At 71.5% G+C, this 22,519-nt stretch carries 20 protein-coding genes; 12 read left to right on the top strand and 8 right to left on the bottom strand.

The features are described from left to right. The first annotated feature begins 1 nt into the window (after position 1). Positions 2-745: a 16S rRNA (uracil(1498)-N(3))-methyltransferase gene (locus tag LG278_RS13185; protein WP_404387511.1), complete on the top strand. Its 744-nt coding sequence runs from the start codon at positions 2-4 to the stop codon at positions 743-745. A gap of 132 nt (positions 746-877) precedes the next feature. On the opposite strand, the gene LG278_RS13180 is transcribed toward LG278_RS13185, so the two are convergent. Both LG278_RS13180 and LG278_RS13175 read right to left on the bottom strand, forming a co-directional pair. Continuing rightward, the gene (locus LG278_RS13180; RefSeq protein ID WP_404387509.1) at positions 878-2,104 is read right to left on the bottom strand and encodes a Gmad2 immunoglobulin-like domain-containing protein; all 1,227 of its coding nucleotides are present in this window, start codon (positions 2,102-2,104) and stop codon (positions 878-880) included. Beyond that, on the bottom strand, positions 2,101-2,751 hold the full coding sequence (locus LG278_RS13175; protein WP_404387507.1) for an RNA polymerase sigma factor: 651 nt from the start codon (positions 2,749-2,751) through the stop codon (positions 2,101-2,103). The genes LG278_RS13180 and LG278_RS13175 overlap by 4 nt, the downstream gene beginning before the upstream one ends. 67 nt (positions 2,752-2,818) lie before the next feature. Between LG278_RS13175 and LG278_RS13170 the strand changes: the two genes are divergently transcribed. The 10 genes from LG278_RS13170 to larC all read left to right on the top strand — a co-directional run bounded on the left by LG278_RS13170 (position 2,819) and on the right by larC (position 13,631). Next, positions 2,819-3,178, top strand: a complete 360-nt coding sequence (locus tag LG278_RS13170) for a histidine triad nucleotide-binding protein (RefSeq protein WP_404387505.1) — start codon at positions 2,819-2,821, stop codon at positions 3,176-3,178. Further along, the gene (locus LG278_RS13165; RefSeq protein ID WP_404387503.1) at positions 3,175-4,701 is read left to right on the top strand and encodes a S10 family peptidase; all 1,527 of its coding nucleotides are present in this window, start codon (positions 3,175-3,177) and stop codon (positions 4,699-4,701) included. The genes LG278_RS13170 and LG278_RS13165 overlap by 4 nt, the downstream gene beginning before the upstream one ends. A gap of 12 nt (positions 4,702-4,713) precedes the next feature. Continuing rightward, complete coding sequence (locus tag LG278_RS13160) at positions 4,714-5,814, top strand: PhoH family protein (protein ID WP_404387501.1); 1,101 nt, start codon at positions 4,714-4,716, stop codon at positions 5,812-5,814. Beyond that, complete coding sequence (gene ybeY, locus LG278_RS13155; RefSeq protein ID WP_404387499.1) at positions 5,811-6,278, top strand: rRNA maturation RNase YbeY; 468 nt, start codon at positions 5,811-5,813, stop codon at positions 6,276-6,278. The genes LG278_RS13160 and ybeY overlap by 4 nt, the downstream gene beginning before the upstream one ends. Before the next feature lie 97 nt (positions 6,279-6,375). Next, positions 6,376-7,692, top strand: a complete 1,317-nt coding sequence (locus LG278_RS13150) for a hemolysin family protein (RefSeq protein WP_404387497.1) — start codon at positions 6,376-6,378, stop codon at positions 7,690-7,692. Beyond that, entirely contained in the window at positions 7,670-8,626 is a 957-nt protein-coding gene (gene era / locus LG278_RS13145) for a GTPase Era (protein ID WP_404387495.1), read from the top strand. The genes LG278_RS13150 and era overlap by 23 nt, the downstream gene beginning before the upstream one ends. 51 nt (positions 8,627-8,677) lie before the next feature. Further along, the gene (locus tag LG278_RS13140; protein ID WP_404387493.1) at positions 8,678-8,812 is read left to right on the top strand and encodes a hypothetical protein; all 135 of its coding nucleotides are present in this window, start codon (positions 8,678-8,680) and stop codon (positions 8,810-8,812) included. Between the two features lie 220 nt (positions 8,813-9,032). After that, the gene (gene leuA / locus LG278_RS13135; protein ID WP_404387491.1) at positions 9,033-10,766 is read left to right on the top strand and encodes a 2-isopropylmalate synthase; all 1,734 of its coding nucleotides are present in this window, start codon (positions 9,033-9,035) and stop codon (positions 10,764-10,766) included. Between the two features lie 43 nt (positions 10,767-10,809). Further along, the gene (locus LG278_RS13130; RefSeq protein WP_404387489.1) at positions 10,810-12,345 is read left to right on the top strand and encodes a hypothetical protein; all 1,536 of its coding nucleotides are present in this window, start codon (positions 10,810-10,812) and stop codon (positions 12,343-12,345) included. Beyond that, positions 12,342-13,631 carry a nickel pincer cofactor biosynthesis protein LarC gene (gene larC / locus LG278_RS13125; RefSeq protein ID WP_404387487.1) on the top strand — a complete coding sequence of 430 codons (1,290 nt, stop codon included), beginning with the start codon at positions 12,342-12,344 and terminating at the stop codon, positions 13,629-13,631. Before LG278_RS13130 ends, larC begins: the two co-directional genes overlap by 4 nt. Positions 13,632-13,693: 62 nt before the next feature. Here larC and larB read toward each other — a convergent pair whose 3' ends face one another. The 5 genes from larB to LG278_RS13100 form a co-directional block, all read right to left on the bottom strand. After that, a complete protein-coding gene (larB, locus tag LG278_RS13120; RefSeq protein ID WP_404387485.1) occupies positions 13,694-14,416 on the bottom strand; it encodes a nickel pincer cofactor biosynthesis protein LarB in 723 nt (240 codons plus the stop codon). Next, positions 14,409-15,287 (bottom strand): asparagine synthase-related protein, encoded by an 879-nt coding sequence (locus LG278_RS13115; protein ID WP_404387483.1) that lies wholly within the window; start codon positions 15,285-15,287, stop codon positions 14,409-14,411. Before LG278_RS13115 ends, larB begins: the two co-directional genes overlap by 8 nt. Next, complete coding sequence (gndA, locus tag LG278_RS13110) at positions 15,284-16,675, bottom strand: NADP-dependent phosphogluconate dehydrogenase (RefSeq protein WP_404393645.1); 1,392 nt, start codon at positions 16,673-16,675, stop codon at positions 15,284-15,286. Before gndA ends, LG278_RS13115 begins: the two co-directional genes overlap by 4 nt. A gap of 173 nt (positions 16,676-16,848) precedes the next feature. Beyond that, a complete protein-coding gene (uidA, locus tag LG278_RS13105) occupies positions 16,849-18,630 on the bottom strand; it encodes a beta-glucuronidase (RefSeq protein ID WP_404387481.1) in 1,782 nt (593 codons plus the stop codon). Positions 18,631-18,948: 318 nt separating this feature from the next. Then, positions 18,949-19,869 (bottom strand): hypothetical protein, encoded by a 921-nt coding sequence (locus tag LG278_RS13100; protein WP_404387479.1) that lies wholly within the window; start codon positions 19,867-19,869, stop codon positions 18,949-18,951. 290 nt (positions 19,870-20,159) lie between these two features. Here LG278_RS13100 and LG278_RS13095 point away from each other — a divergent pair, with 290 nt between their 5' ends. Further along, positions 20,160-21,230 carry a LacI family DNA-binding transcriptional regulator gene (locus LG278_RS13095; protein WP_404387477.1) on the top strand — a complete coding sequence of 357 codons (1,071 nt, stop codon included), beginning with the start codon at positions 20,160-20,162 and terminating at the stop codon, positions 21,228-21,230. On the opposite strand, the gene LG278_RS13090 is transcribed toward LG278_RS13095, so the two are convergent. Beyond that, the gene (locus LG278_RS13090; RefSeq protein WP_404387475.1) at positions 21,134-22,447 is read right to left on the bottom strand and encodes a lactate racemase domain-containing protein; all 1,314 of its coding nucleotides are present in this window, start codon (positions 22,445-22,447) and stop codon (positions 21,134-21,136) included. The genes LG278_RS13095 and LG278_RS13090 overlap by 97 nt on opposite strands. Positions 22,448-22,519: the final 72 nt, after the last annotated feature.

Below are 22,519 nucleotides of genomic sequence, written 5' to 3'. Positions count from 1 at the left end.
GGTGACCCACCAGCTCTTCCTCGGCAACCCGGCGTCGGTCGCCGCCGTGACGGTCGGCGACGTGCTCGAGCTCGATGGGGACGAAGGTCGCCACGCCGCGACGGTCGTGCGCGTGCGGCCGGGCGAGCGCTACCTCGTCGCCGACGGCGCCGGGCGCCGCGTGCTCTGCGAGGCCGAGGCCGTCGACCGCACGTGGGTGCGCGGCCGGGTGCTCGACCTGACCGACGAGGCGGCACCGGAGCCGCGACTCGTGCTCGTGCAGGCGCTCGCCAAGGGCGACCGCGACGAGCAGGCCATCGAGGCCGCGACCGAGCTCGGCGTCGACGAGGTCGTGCCGTGGCAGGCCGAGCGGTCGGTCGTCGTGTGGCGCGGTGACCGCGCCGCCAAGTCGCTCGCCAAGTGGGCAGCCGTCGTCGCGCGGGCCACCAAGCAGTCCCGCCGAGCCCGTATGCCGCTCACCTCCTCCGCGGTCGACCTCGCTGCGCTCGTGGCGCGGGTCGAGGCAGCCGCGCTGACGGTCGTGCTCCACGAGGAGGCGATCCTGCCGCTCGCCGGGGTCGAGCTGCCCCGAGACGGCGATTTGCTCGTCGTCGTCGGTCCCGAGGGTGGCATCTCGCCGCGCGAGCTCGACGCCCTCACGGAGGCAGGCGGTCGCCCGGTGCGGCTCGGCACGACGATCCTGCGCTCGTCGTCGGCCGGACCGGCTGCGCTCGCGGTCATCAACGCCGCCTCCCGCTGGCGCTGAACCGGCTCCAGACCGGCCCGACCTGCACCCTCCCGCGCACCCACCCACCCCTCGTTCGAGGTGATCCCGGCGGGGGCGTGGGTCCCGGCATCACCTCGAACCGGGGAGGGTGGGGAGGGTGTTGGGGGAGGGTCAGCGGGCTGTGAAGGGCACGCGCTGCTCGGCGGCGACGGAGCCGTCCTTGGCGCTGCTCTCGAAGACGCGCAGCACGTGGGCTCCCGGCGTGAGCGCCTCGGTCTCGAACGTGTAGGTGCCTCGACCGGGTGCGCCGATGGTGGCCGTCGTGAAGCCCTCGTCGACCACGGCACCGTCGCGCAGCAGCTCCCACTCGACGGTCGCCTCGAAGGTGCTGGCGACGCCCTTGACGGTGAGCGGCCTTCCCGCCGTCACGACCTCGCCACGGAAGGGCTCGTCGACCCAGACCGGCGCCAGGATCGATGCCACCTCGACGGGGTCGGTCGGCCGGTTCCAAGTGCGCGTGCTCGACAGTCCCGGCGCCAGCTCGCCGTCACCCGGGACCGTGATGCGCACCGGGAGCGCCCCCTGCCCGACGGCGGCCTGGACCGTCCACACGATCTGCTGGATCGCCAGCTCGCCACCCCCGGCGGGGGTCGTGGAGAGGCCTCGTGACAGCGCCACGGTGATCCGCCCGTCGCCGACGGTGACCGAGCGCGGATCGGCGGTGATCCACGGTGAGGCAAAGCCGGCGGTCGACGCGGCGCCGGTGGAGCCGAAGGCCAGCCGGAGGGCGGCCAGGGCCTTGCCGCCTGACGTCACGGGGGCCGGCACCGCGGTGGGCACGAACTCGCGGAAGAGGCGCAGCCGCTCGCTCCCCGCCACCACGGGTCCGAGGTAGTAGACCGGGACGGTGACGGTCGTCGTCACGGGCGGCGCGGTGCCCGTCGTCGGCGCCGCAGTCGGCGGCCCGGTCGGACCGACCGTGACCGTCGTCGGGGCGGGTCCGGCGGTCGGAGCGCTCGAGGGCGGCGGTGACGTGCCCGTCGGCGTGGCGGGGGTGGTGCCGGGCGTCGTCGGGGTGACGCTGGTCGTGCCCGTCGCGACGGTCGCCACCGTCGGGCCGCCGACCGGGGTCGTCCCGGTCGGACGGTTGACCGCCCAGACCGTGCCCGCGAGCAGCAGAGCCGCGGCCGCGGCAGCCGCAGGTGCGAGCCACCGCCGGGTGCCGTGACCGGCGGTCTCGACGTGGGCCTCGGTGAGGATGCTTGCGAGCCGGTCGCCGGGCTCGATGCGTCCGGCCTCGGCGCCGAGCTCTCGACGCAGGCTCGCCTCGGTCTGGCGCAACGAGGCGGCCCTGCGGGCGGCCTCGTCGGGGTCGAGGGGCGTCGGGTCGGTGTTCATGGCAGCTCCGTCGTGGGCATCGTGGCTCGCAGGGTCATCAGCCCGCGGTGGGCGTGGCTCTTGACCGCGCCGGGCGAGATGTCGAGAGCAGCGGCTATCTGCGCCTCCGAGAGGTCGGCGTAGTAGCGCAGCACGAGCACCTCTCGTTGCCTCGCCGGCAGCCCGGAGAGGACACGCATCATGGCGTCGTGCTCGGTGGTGTGCAGGGCTGCCGCCTCCGCGCTGCCCACCGACTCCCGGCCGGGTGCATCGGCCGCCCCGGCGGTCGCCGTGTTGAACCGGTCGACCACGACGTTGTGGCGCTGCACCGACCGGCAGCCGTTGACCACGGCCGTGTGCAGGTAGCCGACGACGCGGCCACCCTCGCGGATCGAGGCCCACCGACGGTGGGTCGCGACGAAGGCGTCCTGCACGACGTCCTCGGCCGCTAGCTGGTCGCGCAGCAGCAGCCAGGCGAGCCGCACGAGTCGGTGCCAGTGGGCGCGATAGAGCTCACCGATCGCCACGTCGGGGTCGACGGGCAGTCCCTGGTCGTGGGGTGAGCCTCCCGAGGGCGCGTGCAGCGCGTCGGGGCCGGGCGGGGCGGCGTCTCGGCCACCCGGCCCGCGCCGGGCCGAGCCGGCGTCACCCAGCTGGCCGGACGGCATACCCAACGTTCTCACGACAGCATGACGCGCAGGTGCGCGTTTCGGTTGACGTCCCTAGGGTGCAGGCATGAGCCAGCAGACCCCCGACGACTGCCTCTTCTGCAAGATCGTCGCCGGCGACATCCCGTCCGAGCGCGTCGCGGAGAGCGAGCGGTCGATCGCCTTCCGCGACATCAGCCCCGCGGCCCCGATCCACGTCCTCGTCGTGCCCCGGCGTCACGAGCCGACCGTCGGAGCCCTCGCCCACGCGTCGGCCGACGACCTCGCCGACGTCTTCCGCCTCGCCCAGCAGGTCGCCGAGCAGGAGGGCGTGGCCGACGCGAACCGGATGATCGTCAACACCGGCAGCGACGCCGGCCAGACGATCTTCCACGCGCACGTCCACGTGCTCGCGGGGGCTCGTTTCACGGAGGGGCGGATGGTGTGAGCGACGGTCCCGATCCCGACCATTCTGCCGTCGAGCGCGAGACCGGCTCTGCGGCAAAGGAGTCCACGGACACCAAGCCGGAGCCGAAGGAGCCCGTCGACGACCTCGTCACGACCCACCACACGCTGCGCGTCGGGCGCCGCCAGCTGCGTTACACGGCCACGACCGGACGGGTCGTGCTGCGCGAGGAGCACCACAAGGACGGCACGTTCGGCGGCCACAAGGCCAAGGGTGAGCTGTCCATGACGAGCTACGTGCTCGACGGCGCCGACGTGCGCAAGCGACCGGTCACCTTCGCCTTCAACGGCGGCCCCGGCAGCTCGAGCGTCTGGCTGCACCTGGGCCTGCTCGGCCCGCGCCGTGTCGTCATGGGCGATGTGGGAGCGCTCGAACCCCCGCCCTACGACCTCGTCGACAACCCGGAGTCGCTGCTCGCGGTCAGCGACCTCGTCTTCATCGACCCGATGTCGACCGGCTGGTCCCGCGCGGTCGAGGGCGGCAAGCCCGGCGACTTCCACGGCTACCAGAAGGACATCGAGTCGGTCGCCGAGCTCATCCGCCTCTGGACCTCGCGCCACCGTCGCTGGATGTCGCCGAAGTTCATCGCGGGGGAGTCCTACGGCACGCTCCGCGGCGCCGCCCTGGCGGAGCACCTGCAGGAGCGCTACGGCCTCTACCTCAACGGGCTGATCCTCATCTCGAGCGTGCTCGACCTGTCGTCGATCGACTTCGACAAGCAGCGCAACGACCGCGCGCACGCGCTCTACCTGCCGACGTATGCCGCGATCGCCCACTACCACGGCAAGCACGGCCGGCGCGGTCTGCGGGGGGTGCTCGACGAGGCGGAGGCGTATGCCGCCCGCGACTACCCGTGGGTGCTGTCCCGCGGTGCCCGGCTGGCTCCCGCCGAGCGCCGCGACGCGGTGGCGACGGTGGCCCGGCTCACCGGGCTGACCGAGGACTACGTCGACCGCGCCGACCTGCGCATCGAGCACTGGCGCTACTTCACCGAGCTGCTGCGCGACCAGCGTCTCTCGGTGGGTCGCCTCGACGGTCGCTTCACCGGGCCCGCGGCGAGCGCCATCGCCGAGGGCATGGACGCCGACCCGTCGATGGATGCGATCGCCGGGCCGTATGCCGCGACCTGGAACCACTACGTGCGTGACGAGCTCGGCTACGACAGCGACCTGCACTACGAGCAGATCTCGCGGCTGGTGCACCCGTGGTCCTTCAAGGACTTCGAGGGCAGGCCCATCGACGTCTCACCCCAGCTCGAACGGGCGATGCGCCAGAACCCGCACCTGCGGGTGCACGTCGCCTACGGCTACTACGACGGCGCGACCCCGCACTTCGCGGCCGAGGACGTCGTGGCCCACCTCCAGGTGCCCGACGAGCTGCGCGCCAACATCGAGCACGCGTACTACGAGGCCGGGCACATGATGTACGTCCACGAGCCGACGCGCCGGCAGCAGAGCGCCGACCTCGCCGATTTCGTGGTGAGGAGCTCCGCCGGTCGCACGTAGACTCGACACACGATGAATGACGCCTCCTCACCCGGCTCCGAGTCGAGCGCTCCCGTCAGCCCCGTGGACTCCGACGCCCCCGTGCTCACCCGGCGCATCCCGCCGCCCATCGAGATGGTGGCCCTGCTGGGCCCGCGCGACGAGCTGCTGCGCACGATGGAGCGGCAGTTCCCGCTCGTCGACACGCACGTGCGCGGCAACGAGATGACCTTCAGCGGCCCGACCGGCGAGCTCGAGATCATCGACACCCTCCTCGACGAGCTGCTGACGATCGTCGACCTCGGCCAGCCGCTCAACCGCGACGCGGTCGAGCGGTCGATCGGGATGCTGCGCAACCAGTCCTCCGAGCGACCCGCCGACGTGCTGACGATGAACATCGTGAGCAGCCGCGGGCGCACGATCCGACCCAAGACGCTCAACCAGAAGCGCTACGTCGACGCGATCGACCAGCACACCGTCGTCTTCGGCATCGGGCCCGCGGGCACGGGCAAGACCTACCTCGCGATGGCCAAGGCCGTGGCGGCGCTGCAGGCCCACCAGGTCAACCGCATCATCCTCACCCGGCCCGCCGTCGAGGCCGGCGAGCGGCTCGGCTTTCTGCCGGGCACGCTCAACGACAAGATCGACCCCTACCTGCGGCCGCTCTATGACGCCCTGCACGACATGGTGAGCCCCGAGACGATCCCGCGGCTCATGGCGTCGGGCACGATCGAGGTCGCCCCGCTCGCCTACATGCGCGGTCGCACGCTCAACGACGCGTTCATCATCCTCGACGAGGCCCAGAACACCTCGAGCGAGCAGATGAAGATGTTCCTCACCCGCCTCGGCTTCGGCTCCAAGATGGTCGTCACCGGCGACATCACGCAGGTCGACCTCCCCGGCGGCACCCGCTCGGGCCTGCGCGTCGTGCGCGACATCCTCGAGGGGGTCGACGACGTGCACTTCGCCGAGCTGACCTCGCACGACGTCGTGCGGCACCGGCTCGTGAGCGCCATCGTCGACGCCTACGAGGCCGACGAGGTCAAGCGTGAGCGCAGCGAGCGCAAGGCCTCCGGCGCGGCCCGTGAGCGCCACGGTCGCGACTCGCGTGGCTCGCGGGAGGCCCGCGCGTGAGCATCGACGTCCTCAACGAGACCGACGACAGCGTCGACGAGCTCGAGCTGCTCGCCTGCTCCAAGTACGTCCTCGAGCAGATGCGGGTGCACCCGCAGGCCGACCTCTGCATCAAGCTCGTCGACGAGGAGGCCATGGAGGTGCTCCACGTGCAGTGGATGGACCTGCCCGGGCCCACCGACGTCATGAGCTTCCCGATGGACGAGCTGCGCCCGGGCCGAGAGGGCCAGGAGCCCGAGGAGGGCACGCTCGGCGACATCGTGCTCTGCCCGTCGGTCGCGACGAGGCAGGCGGCCGAGGCGGGGCACGCCCCGATGGAGGAGATGCTCCTGCTCACGACGCACGGCATCCTCCACCTGCTCGGCTACGACCACGCCGAGCCCGACGAGGAGCGCGAGATGTTCGAGCTCCAGCGCCAGCTCCTGCTCACCTTCCTCGCGACACGGGGCCGACCCGGCGCCTGAGCTCGCCCCACGAGCCCCACCAGCTGAGCCCGCGGCACCCGGTCGCGGCCCCCCGAGATCCACGACCGACCGCCCAGCACCCCCACGAGAGACCTTGATGCTCCCGCAGTTCGTCCTCCCGGCCCTCATCAGCATCGTCGTGGCCTTCGTGCTCTCGGCGGCCGAGGCGGCGATCTTCCGCATGTCGCGGGTGCGCGCGGCCGAGCTGTTCGAGCAGGGCCGCTCGGGCGCCAAGTCGCTGATGGTCGTGGTGGGCGACTCCCCGGCCTACCTCTCGGTCATCGCCTTCCTCCGCGTCGTCGCGGAGGCGACGGCAGCCGTGCTCGTGACGCTGGCCGTCGCGGGCCAGGTCGAGTCGACGTGGAGCCGGGCCCTGATCAGCATCGCGATCATGGCCGTCGTGTCCTTCGTCGTCGTCGGCGTCTCGCCCCGCACGCTGGGCCGCCAGCACTACGACACCGTGGCCCTCTGGAGCGCGCCCCTCGCCGTCGGGCTGCGCCGGGTGCTCGGTCCGGTGGCCAAGCTGCTCGTCGTGCTCGGCAACGCCGTCACGCCGGGCAAGGGCTACAGCGACGGGCCCTTCCAGACCGAGTCGGAGCTGCGCGACCTCGTCGACCTGGCGGGCCGCTCCGACGTCATCGAGGACGACGAGCGCGAGATGATCCACTCCGTCTTCGAGCTCGGAGACACCGTCGTGCGCGAGATCATGGTGCCGCGCACCGACATGGTCGTGCTCGACGCCGACAAGACGCTGCGCAGCGCGATGTCGCTCTTCCTGCGCTCGGGCTTCTCGCGCATCCCCGTCGTCGGCGAGGACAGCGACGACGTGCGCGGGCTGCTCTACTTCAAGGACGTCGCGCGCCGGCTCAACGCCGCTCCCGAGGACGCCAAGCGCCTCGCGACCGAGGTGACGCGCCCGATGCACTTCGTGCCCGAGAGCAAGCCGGTCGACGACCTGCTCCGCGAGATGCAGCGCGACCAGACCCACTTCGCGATCGTCGTCGACGAGTACGGCGGCACCGCGGGCCTCGTGACCATCGAGGACATCATCGAGGAGATCGTGGGCGAGATCGCCGACGAGCACGACCGCGAGGCGCCCGGTGTCGAGCACCTCGAGGACGGCACCCTGCGCGTCCCCGCCTCGATGGACATCGACGACCTCGCGGAGCTCTTCGACGTGACCATCGACGAGGAGGACGTCGACACGGTCGGCGGGCTCCTCACCAAGGTCATCGGCCGCGTGCCGATCGTGGGCTCGTCGGCCCGCATCGCCGGGCTCGAGCTGACGGCCGAGCGCATGGCCGGTCGCCGCCACCGTGTGGCGTCGGTCATCGTGCACCGCGTCGCGGCAGAGGAGACTGGCAGCGACCACACCGAGACGGAGGATGCCCATGGGCACGCAGGCGGGCACTGACGACACGGCACCCCACGACGGCGACAAGACGGCATACCGTGCCGGTTTCGCCTGTCTCGTCGGGCGCCCCAACGCCGGCAAGTCGACGCTGACCAACGCCCTCGTGGGGCAGAAGGTCGCCATCACGAGCTCCAAGCCGCAGACGACCCGGCACACGATCCGCGGCATCTCGACGACGCCCAGGGCGCAGCTGGTCCTCGTCGACACGCCTGGCCTGCACAAGCCGCGCACGCTGCTCGGCCAGCGCCTCAACGACCTCGTGCGCCAGACGCTCCTCGAGGTCGACGTCATCGGCTTCTGCCTGCCGGCCGACCAGCGCCCCGGGCCGGGCGACGCGTTCATCGCCAACGAGCTGATGGAGCTGCGCTCCCTGCGCCGACCTGTCGTCGCGATCGCGACCAAGGCCGACACGGTCGACCGCGACAAGCTCGCCGAGCACCTCATGGCCATCGACCAGCTCGGCGACTGGGACGCGATCATCCCCTGCTCGGCGGTCTCGGGGGAGCAGGTGGACGAGGTGCGCGACCTGCTCTCGTCCTACCTGCCGCTCTCGCCCCAGCTCTATCCCGACGGCGTCATGACCGACGAGCCCGACATCATCATGATCGCCGAGCTCGTGAGGGAGGCGGCGCTCGAGGGGGTGCGCGACGAGCTGCCGCACTCGCTCGCCGTCGTCGTCGAGGAGATGGTGCCGCGCCAGGGGCGTCCCGACGACAGCCCGATGCTCGACGTGCGCGTCAACGTCTTCGTCGAGCGACCGAGCCAGAAGGCGATCGTCATCGGCAAGGGCGGCTCGCGGCTGCGCGAGGTCGGCACGAACTCCCGCAAGGCGATCGAGGCGCTGCTCGGCCAGCGCGTCTACCTCGACCTGCACGTCAAGGTCGCCAAGGACTGGCAGCGCGACCCCAAGCAGATGCAGCGCCTCGGCTTCTGAGCGAGGTGCACCCTGCCGTCCTAGACTCGAGACAGACGCAAGGAGGCGCAGATGTCCGAGACGGCCGCGCACGACCACGAGCTCGAGGTGCTCGAGGACGACCAGAACGTCCCGCCGCGCCCGGAGGAGCAGATCGCCGATGCCGGTGAGGATGACACCGCCGAACCGGCCGGCCAGCAGGACTGAGGCTCTGGGACCGGAGCCGGAACGGGATCTGGGTCTCACGATCCGGGCAGCGGTCCCGAGGGGTGGACGGCAGCCGACCGACCGGCATACGGTGAACTCGTGCGTGCGGTGAGCCTCCTTCTTCTCTGCCGCGACGAGGCCTGACCCCGGCCCTCCTCGTCGCGGAGTTTCCCGTGTCCGGCCGGACACCGAGCGAAACGCAGACGAAGAGAGTGCAGAGATGATCCACCCCCAGCAGACGTCGGGCATGCCGTTCCAGAAGTACCAGCCCTTCCACGAGCAGATCCCCTTCGAGCTGCCCGACCGCACGTGGCCGACGAAGCGCATCGAGGCGGCCCCGCGCTGGTGCGCGGTCGACCTGCGTGACGGCAACCAGGCGCTCATTGACCCGATGAACTCCGAGCGCAAGCTGCGGATGTTCCAGCTGCTCGTCAAGATGGGTTACAAGGAGATCGAGGTCGGCTTCCCGTCGGCGAGCCAGACCGACTTCGACTTCTGCCGCGAGCTCATCGAGGGTGGCCACATCCCCGACGACGTGACGATCCAGGTGCTGACGCAGTGCCGCGACCACCTCATCGAACGGACCTTCGATGCCATCCGCGGAGCCGAGCAGGCCATCGTCCACTTCTACAACTCGACCTCGATCCTCCAGCGGCGGGTCGTCTTCGGGCTCGACCAGGACGGCATCATCGACATCGCCGTCCAGGGCGCCCGCCTCATCAAGAAGCTCGAGGAGACGATCCCCGACACGCGGATCTTCTACGAGTACTCGCCGGAGTCCTACACGGGCACCGAGCCCGACTTCGCGGTGCGCATCTGCAACGCCGTCATAGACGTGTTGGACCCGACGCCGGACCACAAGATGATCATCAACCTGCCCGCCACCGTGGAGATGATCACCCCCAACGTCTATGCCGACTCGATCGAGTGGATGATCCGTCACCTCGACCGGCGCGAGTCCGTCGTCGTGTCCCTGCACCCGCACAACGACCGCGGCACCGGGGTCGCCGCCGCCGAGCTCGGCTACCTCGCCGGCGCCGACCGCATCGAGGGCTGCCTCTTCGGCAACGGCGAGCGCACCGGCAACGTCGACCTTGTCACCCTCGGCATGAACCTCTTCAGCCAGGGCGTCGACCCGCAGATCGACTTCAGCGACATCGACGAGATCCGCCGCACGGTCGAGTACTGCAACCAGCTGCCCGTCGGCGAGCGCCACCCCTACGGCGGAGACCTCGTCTTCACCGCCTTCTCCGGGTCGCACCAGGACGCGATCAAGAAGGGCTTCGAGGCGATGGAGGTCGAGGCCAAGGACAAGGGGACCGCCATCGACGACCTCGTCTGGGGTGTGCCCTACCTGCCCGTCGACCCGCACGACCTCGGCCGGTCCTACGAGGCCGTCGTGCGCGTCAACAGCCAGTCCGGCAAGGGCGGCGTCGCCTACATCATGAAGTCCGAGCACCAGATGGACCTGCCGCGCCGACTCCAGATCGAGTTCTCCGGTGTCGTCCAGCGTGGCGTCGACCAGGACGGCGGCGAGGTCGCGCCTGCCGACCTGTGGGCGAAGTTCCAGGACGAGTACCTCCCGAACCCGACCCGGGTCTGGGGCCGCTTCGAGCTCGTCAACGTCGTGACCGACTCGACCGTCGACGGCGTGAGCACGCTCGAGGCGACGATGCGCGACGGTGACGAGAGCCTCACGGTGCACGGGCGGGGCAACGGTCCCATCGCGGCCTTCGTCGACGCGCTCTCCACCGTCGAGGGCGCCCCGGACGTGCGCGTCCTCGACTACGCCGAGCACGCCCTGTCGGCGGGTGGTGACGCGCGCGCCGCCGCCTACGTCGAGTGCGCCGTGGGGGAGCGGGTCCTGTGGGGCGTCGGGGTCGACCCGTCGATCGTGACGGCTTCGATCAAGGCGGTCGTCTCGGCCGTCAACCGCTCGGTCCGCGACGCCTGAGCCGCCCGTCCGTGCGCAGACGGGCCTGGGATACCGTCTGCGCATGGACTCACCGGTCGGGCGCCTGTTGCTGCGACTGACCGGGGTCGGGCTGCTGGCCGTGGCGGTCGTCGCGCTCGTCGCGCCGCGCCCGGTCATCACGCCCTTCCGCTGGCCGGTCGTCGTCGTGGGGGTCGTGGCGGTCGTGGCGGTCGCCCTCGTCGCGCGCCTGCCGCGCTGGCTCGAGCGGGGGTGGGTCCCGGCGGCCGTCGCCGTGCTGGGCGGCGTCATCGCGGCCGCTATGGGTCTGGCCGGGCAGTATGCCTACGGCTGGGACGCCCGCGTCGTCATGGACCTCGCGCGCATCCTCCACTCGGGGCAGCCGCTGCCCGACTGGGGCATCGACTACCTCTCGCTCTATCCCAACAACCTCCCCCTCCTCGCGATCGACCAGTGGGGCCACGCGGTCGCCGAGCAGGTGGGGCTGCCTGCCGACGAGGTGCTCATCGGGCTCAGCGCCGTCTGTGTCGGCGTGACGCTGTATGCCGTGCACGACCTCGTCGTGCGCGTGGCCGGACGCGGTCCCGCGCTCGCGGCCCAGCTCGCCACCCTCGTGCTCGTCGCCACGAGCCCGTGGATGGCGGTGCCCTACACGGACCTCTACGCGATGCCCTTCGTGACCGGGGCGGCGGCACTGGCGGCGCGTGCGCTGGCACCGGGGCGGCGCGAGGTGCGGATCGTCCTCTGGGGACTGTCGATTCTCGCGATGACCGTGGCCTACGCGCTCAAGACGACGCCGGTCGTCATGGTCATCGCGGTCGCCGTGGCCGTGCTCGTCGCGGTGTTCGACAGCCAGCAGCACCTCGACCGGCGTGCCGCAGGCCTGGCCGCCTGCGCGGCAGGCCTCGTCGTCTTCTCCGTCCTCGCCGTCGCGGTGCCGACCGTGGCCCAGAACGCCTCGGGGGCCGACACCTCGCGGCTGCGCGCCGACGTCTCGCCGAGCCCGCTGTGGTGGCTCGCCAACGGCTCCAACGAGAAGACGAGCGACACGGGCGTCACCAACTACGGCACCTACTCCCGCGAGATGGTCGAGGCCATCGAGGGTCTCGACCCGTCGGGGATGGACGCCTACGCCCGCGAGTTCCTCGCCGACCGCTGGGCCGAGCGTGGGCTCGCCGGCACCGCCGCCTTCTATGCCAACAAGCTCGCGTGGAACTGGGGTGACGGCATGTTCTCGGCCTGGGTCGAGGGTGGTGACTCGCGGCCGGGGCTGATGCCTCCTGCGACCGGGGCGGTCGCCGTGACCCAGGAGGTGAACGGCCTGCACGGCCAGTGGTATCCGCTCCGCGCGGAGCTCGCGCAGTCGCTGTGGATCGCCGTGCTCCTGCTCGGTGGGGTCGGGCTGCTCCGCGTGCCCTACCGCCGCGAGATCGTGCTCCTCGCTGTCACGGTCCTGGGGATAGCCGCCTTCACGCTGCTCTTCCAGGGCCGGGCGCGCTACCTGTTGGCCTTTGTGCCGATCGTCGTCGCCCTCGCCGGGATGGTGCACGGCTCGCTGCCACGACTTCGACGGCACGGGTCACCTACGGTGAGGGGGTGAGCGTGACGGCGCAGGGCCAGGGGGTCGACATCTGGCTCGACGTGTCGGCGGGGGTCGCGGGTGACATGCTCCTCGGCGCGCTCGTGGATGCCGGTGCGTCGCTCGCCGTCGCGCAGGCCGCCGTCGACGCGGTGATCCCGGGCACGGTCCGCCTGGGCGCGCAGGAGACCACGCGAGCGGGGATGCGGGCGCTCAAGGTGGACGTCGAGCTGCTGGTCGAGGACCAGCACCACCGGCGATGGTCGGAGATCAGGGATCGGCTCCGCGACGCCGACCTCGACGATGCCGTGCGTCAGCGGGCCCACGCGGTGTTCGAGCGTCTGGCCGTCGCCGAGTCGCACGTGCACGGCACGAGTGTCGACGAGGTGCACTTCCACGAGGTCGGGGCGTGGGACTCCATCGCCGACGTCGTCGGTTGCTGCGCGGCCCTGGTCGACCTCGATACCCGCACCCTGACGGCCAGCCGGATGTCCCTGGGGTCCGGGTCGGTCGGGGCGGCGCACGGACGCGTGCCGGTGCCGGTGCCCGCGGTCCTCGAGCTGAGCCGTGGCTGGCACGTCACCTCGGGCGGTGAGGGCGAGCTCGCGACCCCGACCGGCGTCGCGCTCGTCACCGCGCTCGCGCAGCACCAGGCGGGGCTCCCGTCCCTGACGGTCACCGCTGTCGGCGTCGGCGCCGGCACGCGGGAGCAGGCCGACCGCGCCAACGTCGTCCGCGTCGTCGTCGGACGGCCCCGGGCCCGGGCGCAGGGCGCGCACGAAGCCTACCTTCGCAGCGGATCAGCGGGGGAGGGCGACGGTGCCGAGGAGCTGTGCGTGCTCGAGGCCAACGTCGACGACCTCGACCCGCGAGTGTGGCCCACGGTGATCGACGCGCTGCTCGCCGCCGGTGCGGCGGACGCGTGGACGACCCCGATCACGATGAAGCGCGGCCGTCCGGCGCAGCTGCTCTCCGTGCTCGCGGAGCCCGGCGAGGTGGCGGCGCTGCGTGACCTCGTCTTTGCGACCACGAGCACCATCGGGGTGCGGCTGACCCCCGTGACGCGCTGGGCGCTCGATCGCGGGTGGGTCGACGTCGACGTCGACGGGCAGCCGGTGGCCATCAAGGTCGCCCACCGCGAGGGCCGCGTCGTCAACGTGGCCGTGGAGTTCCGTGCGGCCGAGGCTGCGGCGGCTGCCCTGGGACGACCGGTGCGCGACGTGCTCGACGCGGCCCGGTCAGCCGTGACGGGGGCCGGTCTGACCCGCGGCACGCCCGTTCCCGCCGAGCTGCGCGCCGGCTTGTGACAGGCCTTCGGCCTCTCAGGCGCCCCCGGTGACAGCCTCGGAGGAGAGGCCTCGGGCCTGCCTCAGGGCGCAGCGATCTGGGCCGCGAGGTGCCCGGCGCCGTAGCCGTTGTCGATGTTGACCACGCCCACTCCGGGGGAGCACGCGTTGAGCATCGTGAGGAGCGGCGCGAGGCCGCCGAAGGCGGCCCCGTAGCCGACCGAGGTCGGGACGGCCACGACGGGCGCGGAGGCCAGTCCCGCAACGACGCTCGGCAGGGCACCGTCCATCCCGGCCACGACGACGATGACCCGCGCTCGGTCGATGAGGTCGCGCCGAGCGAGCACCCGGTGCAGCCCGGCCACGCCGACGTCGACGACGAGCTCGGTCTGGCGTCCCAGGTGTCGGGCGGTGAGCTGGGCCTCGCGGGCGACGGGGAGGTCGGACGTGCCGGCGCACAGCACGGCCACGAGACCGCCGCTCGGGGCCGGCGGCTCCGGTGGCCACGCGAGCAGGCGTGCGGTGTCGTCGTGCACGGCGTCAGGCAGCACGGACAGCACCGCCGCGGCGTGCTCCGGCGTCGCCCGCGTGAACAGGACGGCGCCCCGGGTCTCGCCGTCGGTCGCTGCGGCGTGCAGCCGTGCCGCGATGGCCCGCACCTGGTCGGCGGTCTTGCCCTCGCAGTAGACGGCCTCGGGGTAGCCCCGACGGTCCGCGCGGGCCAGGTCGAGCTCGGCGACGCCGAGCAGGTCGCTCTCCTGCGATGCGGACGGGTGCGGCGCACCCGAGCCCCCGGTCTCAGCCACCGGTCACCTCGACGAGTGGCAGGGTGAACGCCCCGGACTGGATGCCGGCGACGTCGACCGCGACGAAGGTGAACCCCGCCGCGCGCCCTGCCTCGTGCAAGGCGGCGCGGACCGGTGCGGACACGGCTCGGAGGAGGTCCTCCTCGCGCAGCTCCACCCTGGCCACCGCGTCGTGGTGGCGCACGCGGCAGTCGGCGAAGCCCAGAGACCGCACCGACGCCTCGAGCTGCTCGACCTGGGCGAGCTTGGCCGGGTCGACGGTCGAGAAGTGCGGGATGCGCGATGCGAGGCACGGCGCGGCGGGCTTGTCGGCGTTCGGCAGGCCGAGCGCGCGAGCCAGCTCCCTCACGTCCGACTTGGTCAGGCCGGCGTCGGCCAACGGCCGGAGGATCCCGTGGTTCGTGGCAGCCCTCGATCCGGGACGGTCGGGCCGCCTCGCGTCGTCGGCGTTCTCGCCGTAGGCGATGGCGGCGAGCTCGTGCGTCGCCGCCACGTCGTCGGAGATCCGGGCAAAGAGCTCGTCCTTGCAGTGGAAGCAGCGGTCGGGCCCGTTGGCCCGGTAGGCCGGCAGGTCGCCCTCGTGGGTGGCGACCTCGACGAGCGGCGCACCGATGTGGGCAGCGACGTCGTGGGCGCCCCGGCGCTCGTCCGCCGCCAGGCTGGGGGAGACGCCGACGACGCCGACGACATCGCTGGCCCCGAGGGTGCGAACGGCCAGCGCCAGCAGGAGGCTGGAGTCGACCCCACCCGAGAAGGCGACACCCAGGCGGCCCGCGCCCGGCGGCATACCGGCTCGGATGTGGGCGGCGACGTCGTCGGCCAGCCCGCGCAGGCGAGGCTGGAGCACGACGTGCGAGGCGCGGCCGGTCACGGCGATGTGACCTCGCTGCGGTCGCCCGACCACAGCGTGTGGAAGCTGCCCTCGCGGTCGATGCGGGCGTAGGTGTGCGCACCGAAGTTGTCGCGCAGGCCCTGGACGAGCGCGGCCGGCAGTCGCTCGGCGCGCATCGTGTCGAAGTAGGCGAGCGCGCTCGAGAAGCCCGGCACGGGAACGCCGCCCGTCGTCGCGAGCGCGACGACCCGGCGCCAGGCACCCTGCCGCTCGGCGAGCCCCGCCGAGATGCTCGGAGCCACGAGCAGGGTCGCCAGCCGGTTGGCGGCGTACTCGTCGCTGATCTGCGCGAGCAGCCGGGCGCGGATGATGCAGCCGCCCCGCCAGATGCGCGCCACGGTGGCGATGTCGACGTCCCAGCCGTACTCCTCGCTCGCCTTGCGGATCTGCTCGAGACCCTGCGCGTAGGCGACCACCTTCGAGGACCACAGGGCGTCGCGGACGTCGTCGACGAGGCGCGCGCGGTCATCGACCGTCACGGCGCGGTCCGGCCCCTCGAGCACTCCACGCGAGGCCTCTCGCACGGCGACGTCGCCCGAGCCCGACCGGGCGAAGACGGACTCGGCGATCGTCGAGACCGGCACGCCCAGCTCGAGCGCGGTCTGGACCGTCCAGCGGCCGGTGCCCTTCTGCTCGGCGGCGTCGACGATGACGTTGACGAGGGGACCCCCGCTGACGGAGTCGACCTGGGCGAGGACGTCAGCGGTCAGCTCGATGAGGAAGGAGTCGAGCTCGCCGGCGTTCCACTCGCGGAAGACCTCGGCCGCCTCGGCGGCGGTGAGCCCGGCCGCCGAGAGCAGGTCGTAGGCCTCGGCGATGAACTGCATGTCGGCGTACTCGATGCCGTTGTGGACCATCTTGACGAAGTGGCCGGCGCCGTCGGGGCCCATCCAGGCGCAGCACGGCTCGCCGTCCACCTGCGCGGCGATCGACTCGAGGATGGGGCCGAGGGCGGCATACGCCTCCTTGGAGCCACCGGGCATGATCGAGGGGCCCTCGAGCGCGCCGACCTCACCGCCGGAGATGCCGGTGCCGACGAAGTGCAGGCCGTGCTCGCGCAGGCGGGCGTCCCGGCGCCGGGTGTCCTCGAAGTGCGCGTTGCCGCCGTCGACGACGATGTCGCCCTCTTCGAGCAGCGGCACGAGCTCGTCGATGACGGCGTCGGTCGGGCCACCGGCCTTGACCATGATGATGATGCGCCGGGGGCGCTCGAGCGAGGCCACGAAGTCGGCCGTCGAGTCCGACGGCACGAAGGTGCCCTCGGAGCCGTGCTCCTCGACCAGCGCGCGCGTCTTGGCCGAGGTGCGGTTGTGCACGGCGACGGTGTGGCCGCGGCGGGCGAGGTTGCGGGCGAGGTTGCTGCCCATGACCGCGAGGCCGGTGACGCCGATGGTGGCGAGGTCAGACACGAGAACTCCTAGTGGGGGGAGGACACGACCGTATGCCGTGTCGCCGGGGGCGGGAAGGGCGCGGTCGTGACAGCGTCGTCACGACCGCGCCCGGCTGGGGTAGTACCCGACGTCGGCCGGGTGCCTGCGTCTCAGGCGTCCTTCCGCCACCGACGGCGCAGGGCGAACGCGGCAGCCTTCGGCTTGCGGTCGCGGGTGAAGGCGCCCTTCTTGTTGCCGTCGACGCGCATGATGCCGGACGTCGTGGCGAAGTCGGCGAAGTTCCACACGTGCTCGCCGACGACGGCGTCGCAGGCGTCGAACACGCGGTGGTTCATCTCGAGGTAGTCGACCTGGTACTCCTCGCTCCACGGCTGCGGGGTGAGGGAGTGGTTGCCGGCGAGGGTGTCGGCGCCGTACTCGGTGATGACGATCGGCTTGCCCTCGGAGGCCCAGCCCTCCAGCTCGTTGGTCCACGCGACCTCGGCGCTCGCGAGGTCGCCGGTGTTGACGTACCAGCCGTAGTAGCGGTTGAGCATGAGGACGTCGGCGAACTGGGAGACGCGGCACGTCCCGTGCGGCGCGAGCATGACGTTGACGAAGCCCACGGGGCGGGTCGGGTCGGCCTCGCGGGCCACGTCGAAGAGCGGCCGGAAGTAGTCCTCGGCCCCCTCGGTGTCGGACTCGGGCTCGTTGGCGATCGACCACAGGACGACACTCGGGTGGTTCTTGTCGCGGGCGATGAGCTCGCGGATCGCCTGGGCGTGGACCTCCCGCGTGGTGTCGTTGATGGTGTCGGGCGAGAAGGTCGTGTAGCCCTGCCCGCCGAAGATGCCGCCACCCAGGCCCATGTTGAGGCCGACGGCCGCCGTCTCGTCGATGATGACGATGCCGTGGCGGTCGGCGTAGTCGAGCACGTCCTCGGAGTAGGGGTAGTGCGACGTGCGGAAGGAGTTCGCGCCGATCCAGTCGAGCAGCTCGAAGTCCTGCACGACGTGGGCCGGGCTGTGCGCCTTGCCGATGGTGGAGTGGTCCTCGTGCATGCCGAATCCCTTGAAGTAGAAGGGATCTCCGTTGATGAGAAACTCGGTGCCGCGCACCTCGACGGTGCGGATGCCCACGGTCTGGTGGTAGCGGTCGAGGACGACCTCCTCGTCGTCGACCAGCTGCACCTCGAGGTCGTAGAGATAGCCGTGTCCGGGCGCCCAGAGGTGGACGTCCTCGACGAACAGGGTCCCGTGCGGTCCCGTGCCCGTGGCGACCTCACGGTCGGAGGCGTCGCGGAGCACGACCCGCACGTCGAGGCCGTCGGAGTCGGCCGTGGCCACCGTGTAGTCGACCGAGCCGACGGTGCCGCTGAAGCCGGTCACGACGGTGATGTCCTCCACGCGGGCCTGGGGCGTCGTCGCGAGCCAGACGGAGCGGTGGATGCCGGCGAAGTTGAAGAAGTCGTGCCAGTAGCGCTGGACCCGGCCGCCGGCCGTGTCCTCGATGACGCCGGGCGGGATCGACTGGAAGCTCAGGGTGTTGTTGACGAGGGCCGTGATGCGCACCTGCTCGCCGGGCGTGACGAACTCGGTGACGTCGGCCTCGAAGGGGGTGTAGCCGCCCTCGTGGCTCATCACCTCGTGGTCGCCGACCCAGACCGTGGCGCGGTGCGTGGCCGACTCGAAGTGCAGCACGATGCGCTCGCCGGCCCAGCCGCGCGGCACCTGGACGGTGCGCTGGTACCAGATGTCGCCGAAGTGGTCGCGCACCCCCGCATCGGCGCTGAGGTCGTTGAAGCTGGCGGGCACGGCCATGTCGCGCGGGGTCGGCAGCGCGCCGCGGAACCACCCGGCGTCGCGCCCGGTCGAGTCGGCGTCGAGCTGGAAGGACCAGATGCCGTCGAGGCGCTTGGTCTCGCGGGTGGCTGTGTCCTGGGGGCGCAACATGGTGATGCCTTTCGTCAGCGGTGCGGCGTTGCTCCATTGAGCCACCCCCGCCTCCGGCGCCGCGAGCGATTGCCACCAGTTGCCCCGGCAATCGACAGAGCCCGTCGTCCGATGGTTGACGTATGCCGTCGCCCGTCCTCCCGATCGAAAGAGCGATCCGTGCGCCACACTCCCCCTATCGAAAGCGCAATCCGCGCGCCGCGCCCGATCGAGAGAGCGATCGCAGCGCGCCTCCTCAATCGGGAGAGCGATCCCCGCGGGGCGCCCGTATGCCGTGTGCATTCTCTCGATTGAGAGAGCGATCCGCGCGGGGCGGGGTCAGCGGCCCTGGGCCTTCAGACGTCGCCTCCGAATCTCGGCGAGCTCCAGCATCCGCATGCTGAAGAACCGCGGATGGATCGCGGCGAGGTCGAGTGACTCGAGTGGGTGAACCAACACCCCCGCCATCTGCTTGACCAGCCCGACTCGCGCTTGGTCCGTGTTGACGTCCTCGTCCCACACCGGCACGACGGTCCAGTCATGCGCGGAGAATCGTGCGAATCGAACGTCGTCCTTGGCGCGCTGCTCGTCGCCGTCGTGGAATTCCCGACCTTGGTACTCCAGCAGGGCACGGTGCTTCTTCCAGCGCATGTCGGGGCGTCCGAGCCAGAGCCTTCCGGGCCCGAAGACGGGCTTGTTGAGCTCGGGCTCAGGCAGGCCCGAACGGGTCAGGACGAGTCTCGTCCGGGTCTCGCCCGGCGATTCCGACCCGACCCGGACCAGAGGAAGGGCCTCGAGAAGGGTGAGCTTGCCTCGGGGGGCGACGCGTCGGGAGAGTGCCGCGTGCAGCGGCTCGACCGAGCCCAAGGTGTTCGCCACTGCGTCACCCATGATGACGAGGTCATCCAGCCCGAGGGCGAAACCCGGACGGATGAGCTCGCCCATGTCGACCCACGTGTCCGGCAGGCTCGTCACCGGCACGCCGGACACATCGGTGACGTCGCGCTCGAAGAGGCCCCGGTGCCCGACGAGACCGCGGCGGCGCACGGCTCCGTCCCGGGCGTCGCGCAACACGTGAATCGCTACCTCGTCGTCGAGCGACCTCGGCAACGGCAGCCCGTGGAGGCGGGCGGCGGTGACGTGCGAGAAGGCTTGGCGCTTCAGTACGAGGGAGATCGCGGCACAACGCCGATCGAGCGAGTCGAGATCCTCAGCAGTCCACACCCCACGGGCGGGTGCATAGAGATGCAGCGTGCGCACCTGATGTGGTGTCAGCCCCCACACAGAGGCCATGGCCGTTGTGAAGGGGCGGGTTGCGAGGGGTCGCGGGAGATCGAGCGGCATCCTTCGATGGTGAAGCAGTCGTCGACGTGGCGGGACGACAAGATCGTCGCCTGTGGATAACCCGATCTTCACTGCGCGCGGACTGCGCTTTCGATCGGGAGTGGGGCGCGCGGATTGCTCCTTCGATCGGGAGTGGGGCGGACGGACTGCTCTCTCGATCGGGAGGGGGCGTTGCCGTGGGGGATGGGCGTCCCTAGATTGGCGGGATGGAGCGTCGCCCCACGATCTATGACGTGGCGCAGGCCGCGGGCGTGGCGGCGTCCACGGTGTCACGCGCCTTCGCGCGGCCGGGCCGCGTCAACGCCGAGACCGCGTCACGGATCTTCGAGGCGGCCCAGACGCTGGGCTACCGCACGGCATCGCTCCCCGGGATCGCCTCGTCGCGCACGAAGACGCTCGCGCTCGTCGTCACCGACATCACCAACCCCTTCTACGGCGACATCATCCGCGGGGCGCACGAGGCGGCCGGCGAGCTCGGCTACACGCTGCTGCTCTCGCACACCCAGGAGGACGCTCAGCTCGAGCGGGAGTGGACCGAGCGAGAGCTGCGGGGCGTCGAGGGCGTGCTGCTCACGAGCTCACGCATGTCGGACCAGGCGATCCGCATGATGGCCAAGCAGAAGCCGGTCATCGTCCTCAACCGTCGCCTGCCGGAGGTGCCGAGCATCCTCATCGACAACGCCCGCGGCGTGCGCCGTGCCGTCGAGCACCTGACCGAGCTCGGCCACGACTCCATCACCTATGTCGCCGGACCCGAGTCGAGCTGGACCGACGGCGTGCGCTGGCAGGCCCTGCGAGAGGCCGCCTTCGAGCTCGACGTGCGCGTGCGACGCGTCGGACCCTGCAACACCCCGACGGTGCAGGCCGGCTTCGGACGCGCGGGAGAGATCGCGGCCCACCGGGCGACGGCCGTCATCGCCTATAACGACGTCGTCGCGATCGGCGTGCTCAAGGGGCTCCTGCGCCTGCGTCTCGCGGTGCCGGGTGACGTCAGTGTCGTCGGCTTCGACAACACCCTGCTCGCCGAGATCACCGAGCCGGAGCTGACCACCGTGGCGGCGCCGCTGCACGCGATGGGAGCGACGGGAGTGCGCAACCTCGTGGCGATGGCGGGCGGTGCGGTGCCGAGCCGCGAGCCCATCGTCATGCCGGTGCGGCTCGTGGTGCGCCGCTCCACGGGTCAGCGCAGCCGGAAGAGGACCTCACCGGCGTTCGGCACAACGAACGCCCCGCCCTCCGCCTCGGCTGCGACGTCGATGGAGGCGGGATCCACGTAGCCGAGGTTGGCTGCACGGCATACGTCCTCGGGGATCTGGGTCGCGAGCGTGACCCGGACGCGCAGGCGCTCCTCGCCGGTCTCGGCGTCGTAGGTGCCGGCGCCGCGCAGGTGGGTCGAGTGGGCGAGCGTGCCCCAGTGGATGTGCTTGAAACGGTCCCACTGCTTCACGAAGTAGTCGCGGCAGTGGTAGCCGATCTCGTTGATCTCCGGGTGGCTCGTCGAGATCTCCGTGATGTGCGGGGCGTAGAGGATCACCTCGCCGCCGTCGGCCACCGCGGGCTCGAGCTTGTAGAAGCCCTTGGCGCCCGTCCAGATGTCCTCGTACATCTCGGGGATGACCGAGATGACGCGGTGGACCGGCTCGTCGAGGTAGGTGACGTGCGTCGCCGCGCACACCTCGGCGGCGTTGGCCCACGATGAGATCGTGTCGCCGAACGAGATCGAGTGCAGGTCGAGCGTGCCCGACTCCCCGACGACGCAGAGGGCGAGCTTCTCGGCGGGCACGAGGGACGCGCCCTCGTTGATGAGCGCCCGCACCGGCGTGATCTCGGTCGTGCCGATGATCTCGGCCGACGTGATGAGAGCCCCGATCCAGTGCGAGACGTCGATGATCTGCTGACCTGCGACACCCGGGAAGAAGTACTTGTTGCCGCCGGAGATGCCGACCACCTCGTGCGGCAGCACGGGTCCGACGACGAGCGCGACGTCGTGCTCGACGACCGCCTTGTTGAGCAGGACGGGGACGTCCATCTCCAGCCGTCCCTCGGACAGCGCCGACAGCCGGGCGGCCGGGATCGTGCCGAGGTCGGCGAACGTCGAGGGGTCCCACCACTCGTGGTTGAGCACCGTCATCCCCGGATAGGTGGCCTCGAGGGCGCCCTCCTCGTAGCCGAGGTGGGCCGCGAGCGCGGCGTCGGACATCGGTTGGTGCGTGCCGAGCGCGATGAGGGTCGTCAGGCGGGTCACCCGGCCGTGCAGGGCCCGGTGCACCGCCCCGACGAGGAGGGGGAGCGGGCACGTGCGGGTGCCGTCGGGGACGACGATGCACACGCTCCTGCCGTCCAGTGGCGCGGCGCCGAGCTGCTCGGCGATGAACTGCTCGACCTCCTCCGGGCGGAGCACCCCCTCGGTGCCGCCCAGCCGGACCGCGCGCCGCGCGGCCTCCCGGGGTGTCTCGTCGACGGAGGTCGGGGGGGAGGGCGCCGTGGTCGTCATGCCCCCACTCTTTCCCCGGGCGAGGGGCACCGACAAGGGGCGCGGGCAACTGGTGGCAACTCGTGGGCACGG

The sequence above is a fragment of the Humibacillus xanthopallidus genome, from assembly GCF_044793955.1.
Taxonomy (GTDB): domain Bacteria; phylum Actinomycetota; class Actinomycetes; order Actinomycetales; family Dermatophilaceae; genus Humibacillus; species Humibacillus xanthopallidus_C.
This window is presented reverse-complemented; position numbering and strand designations above follow the sequence as displayed.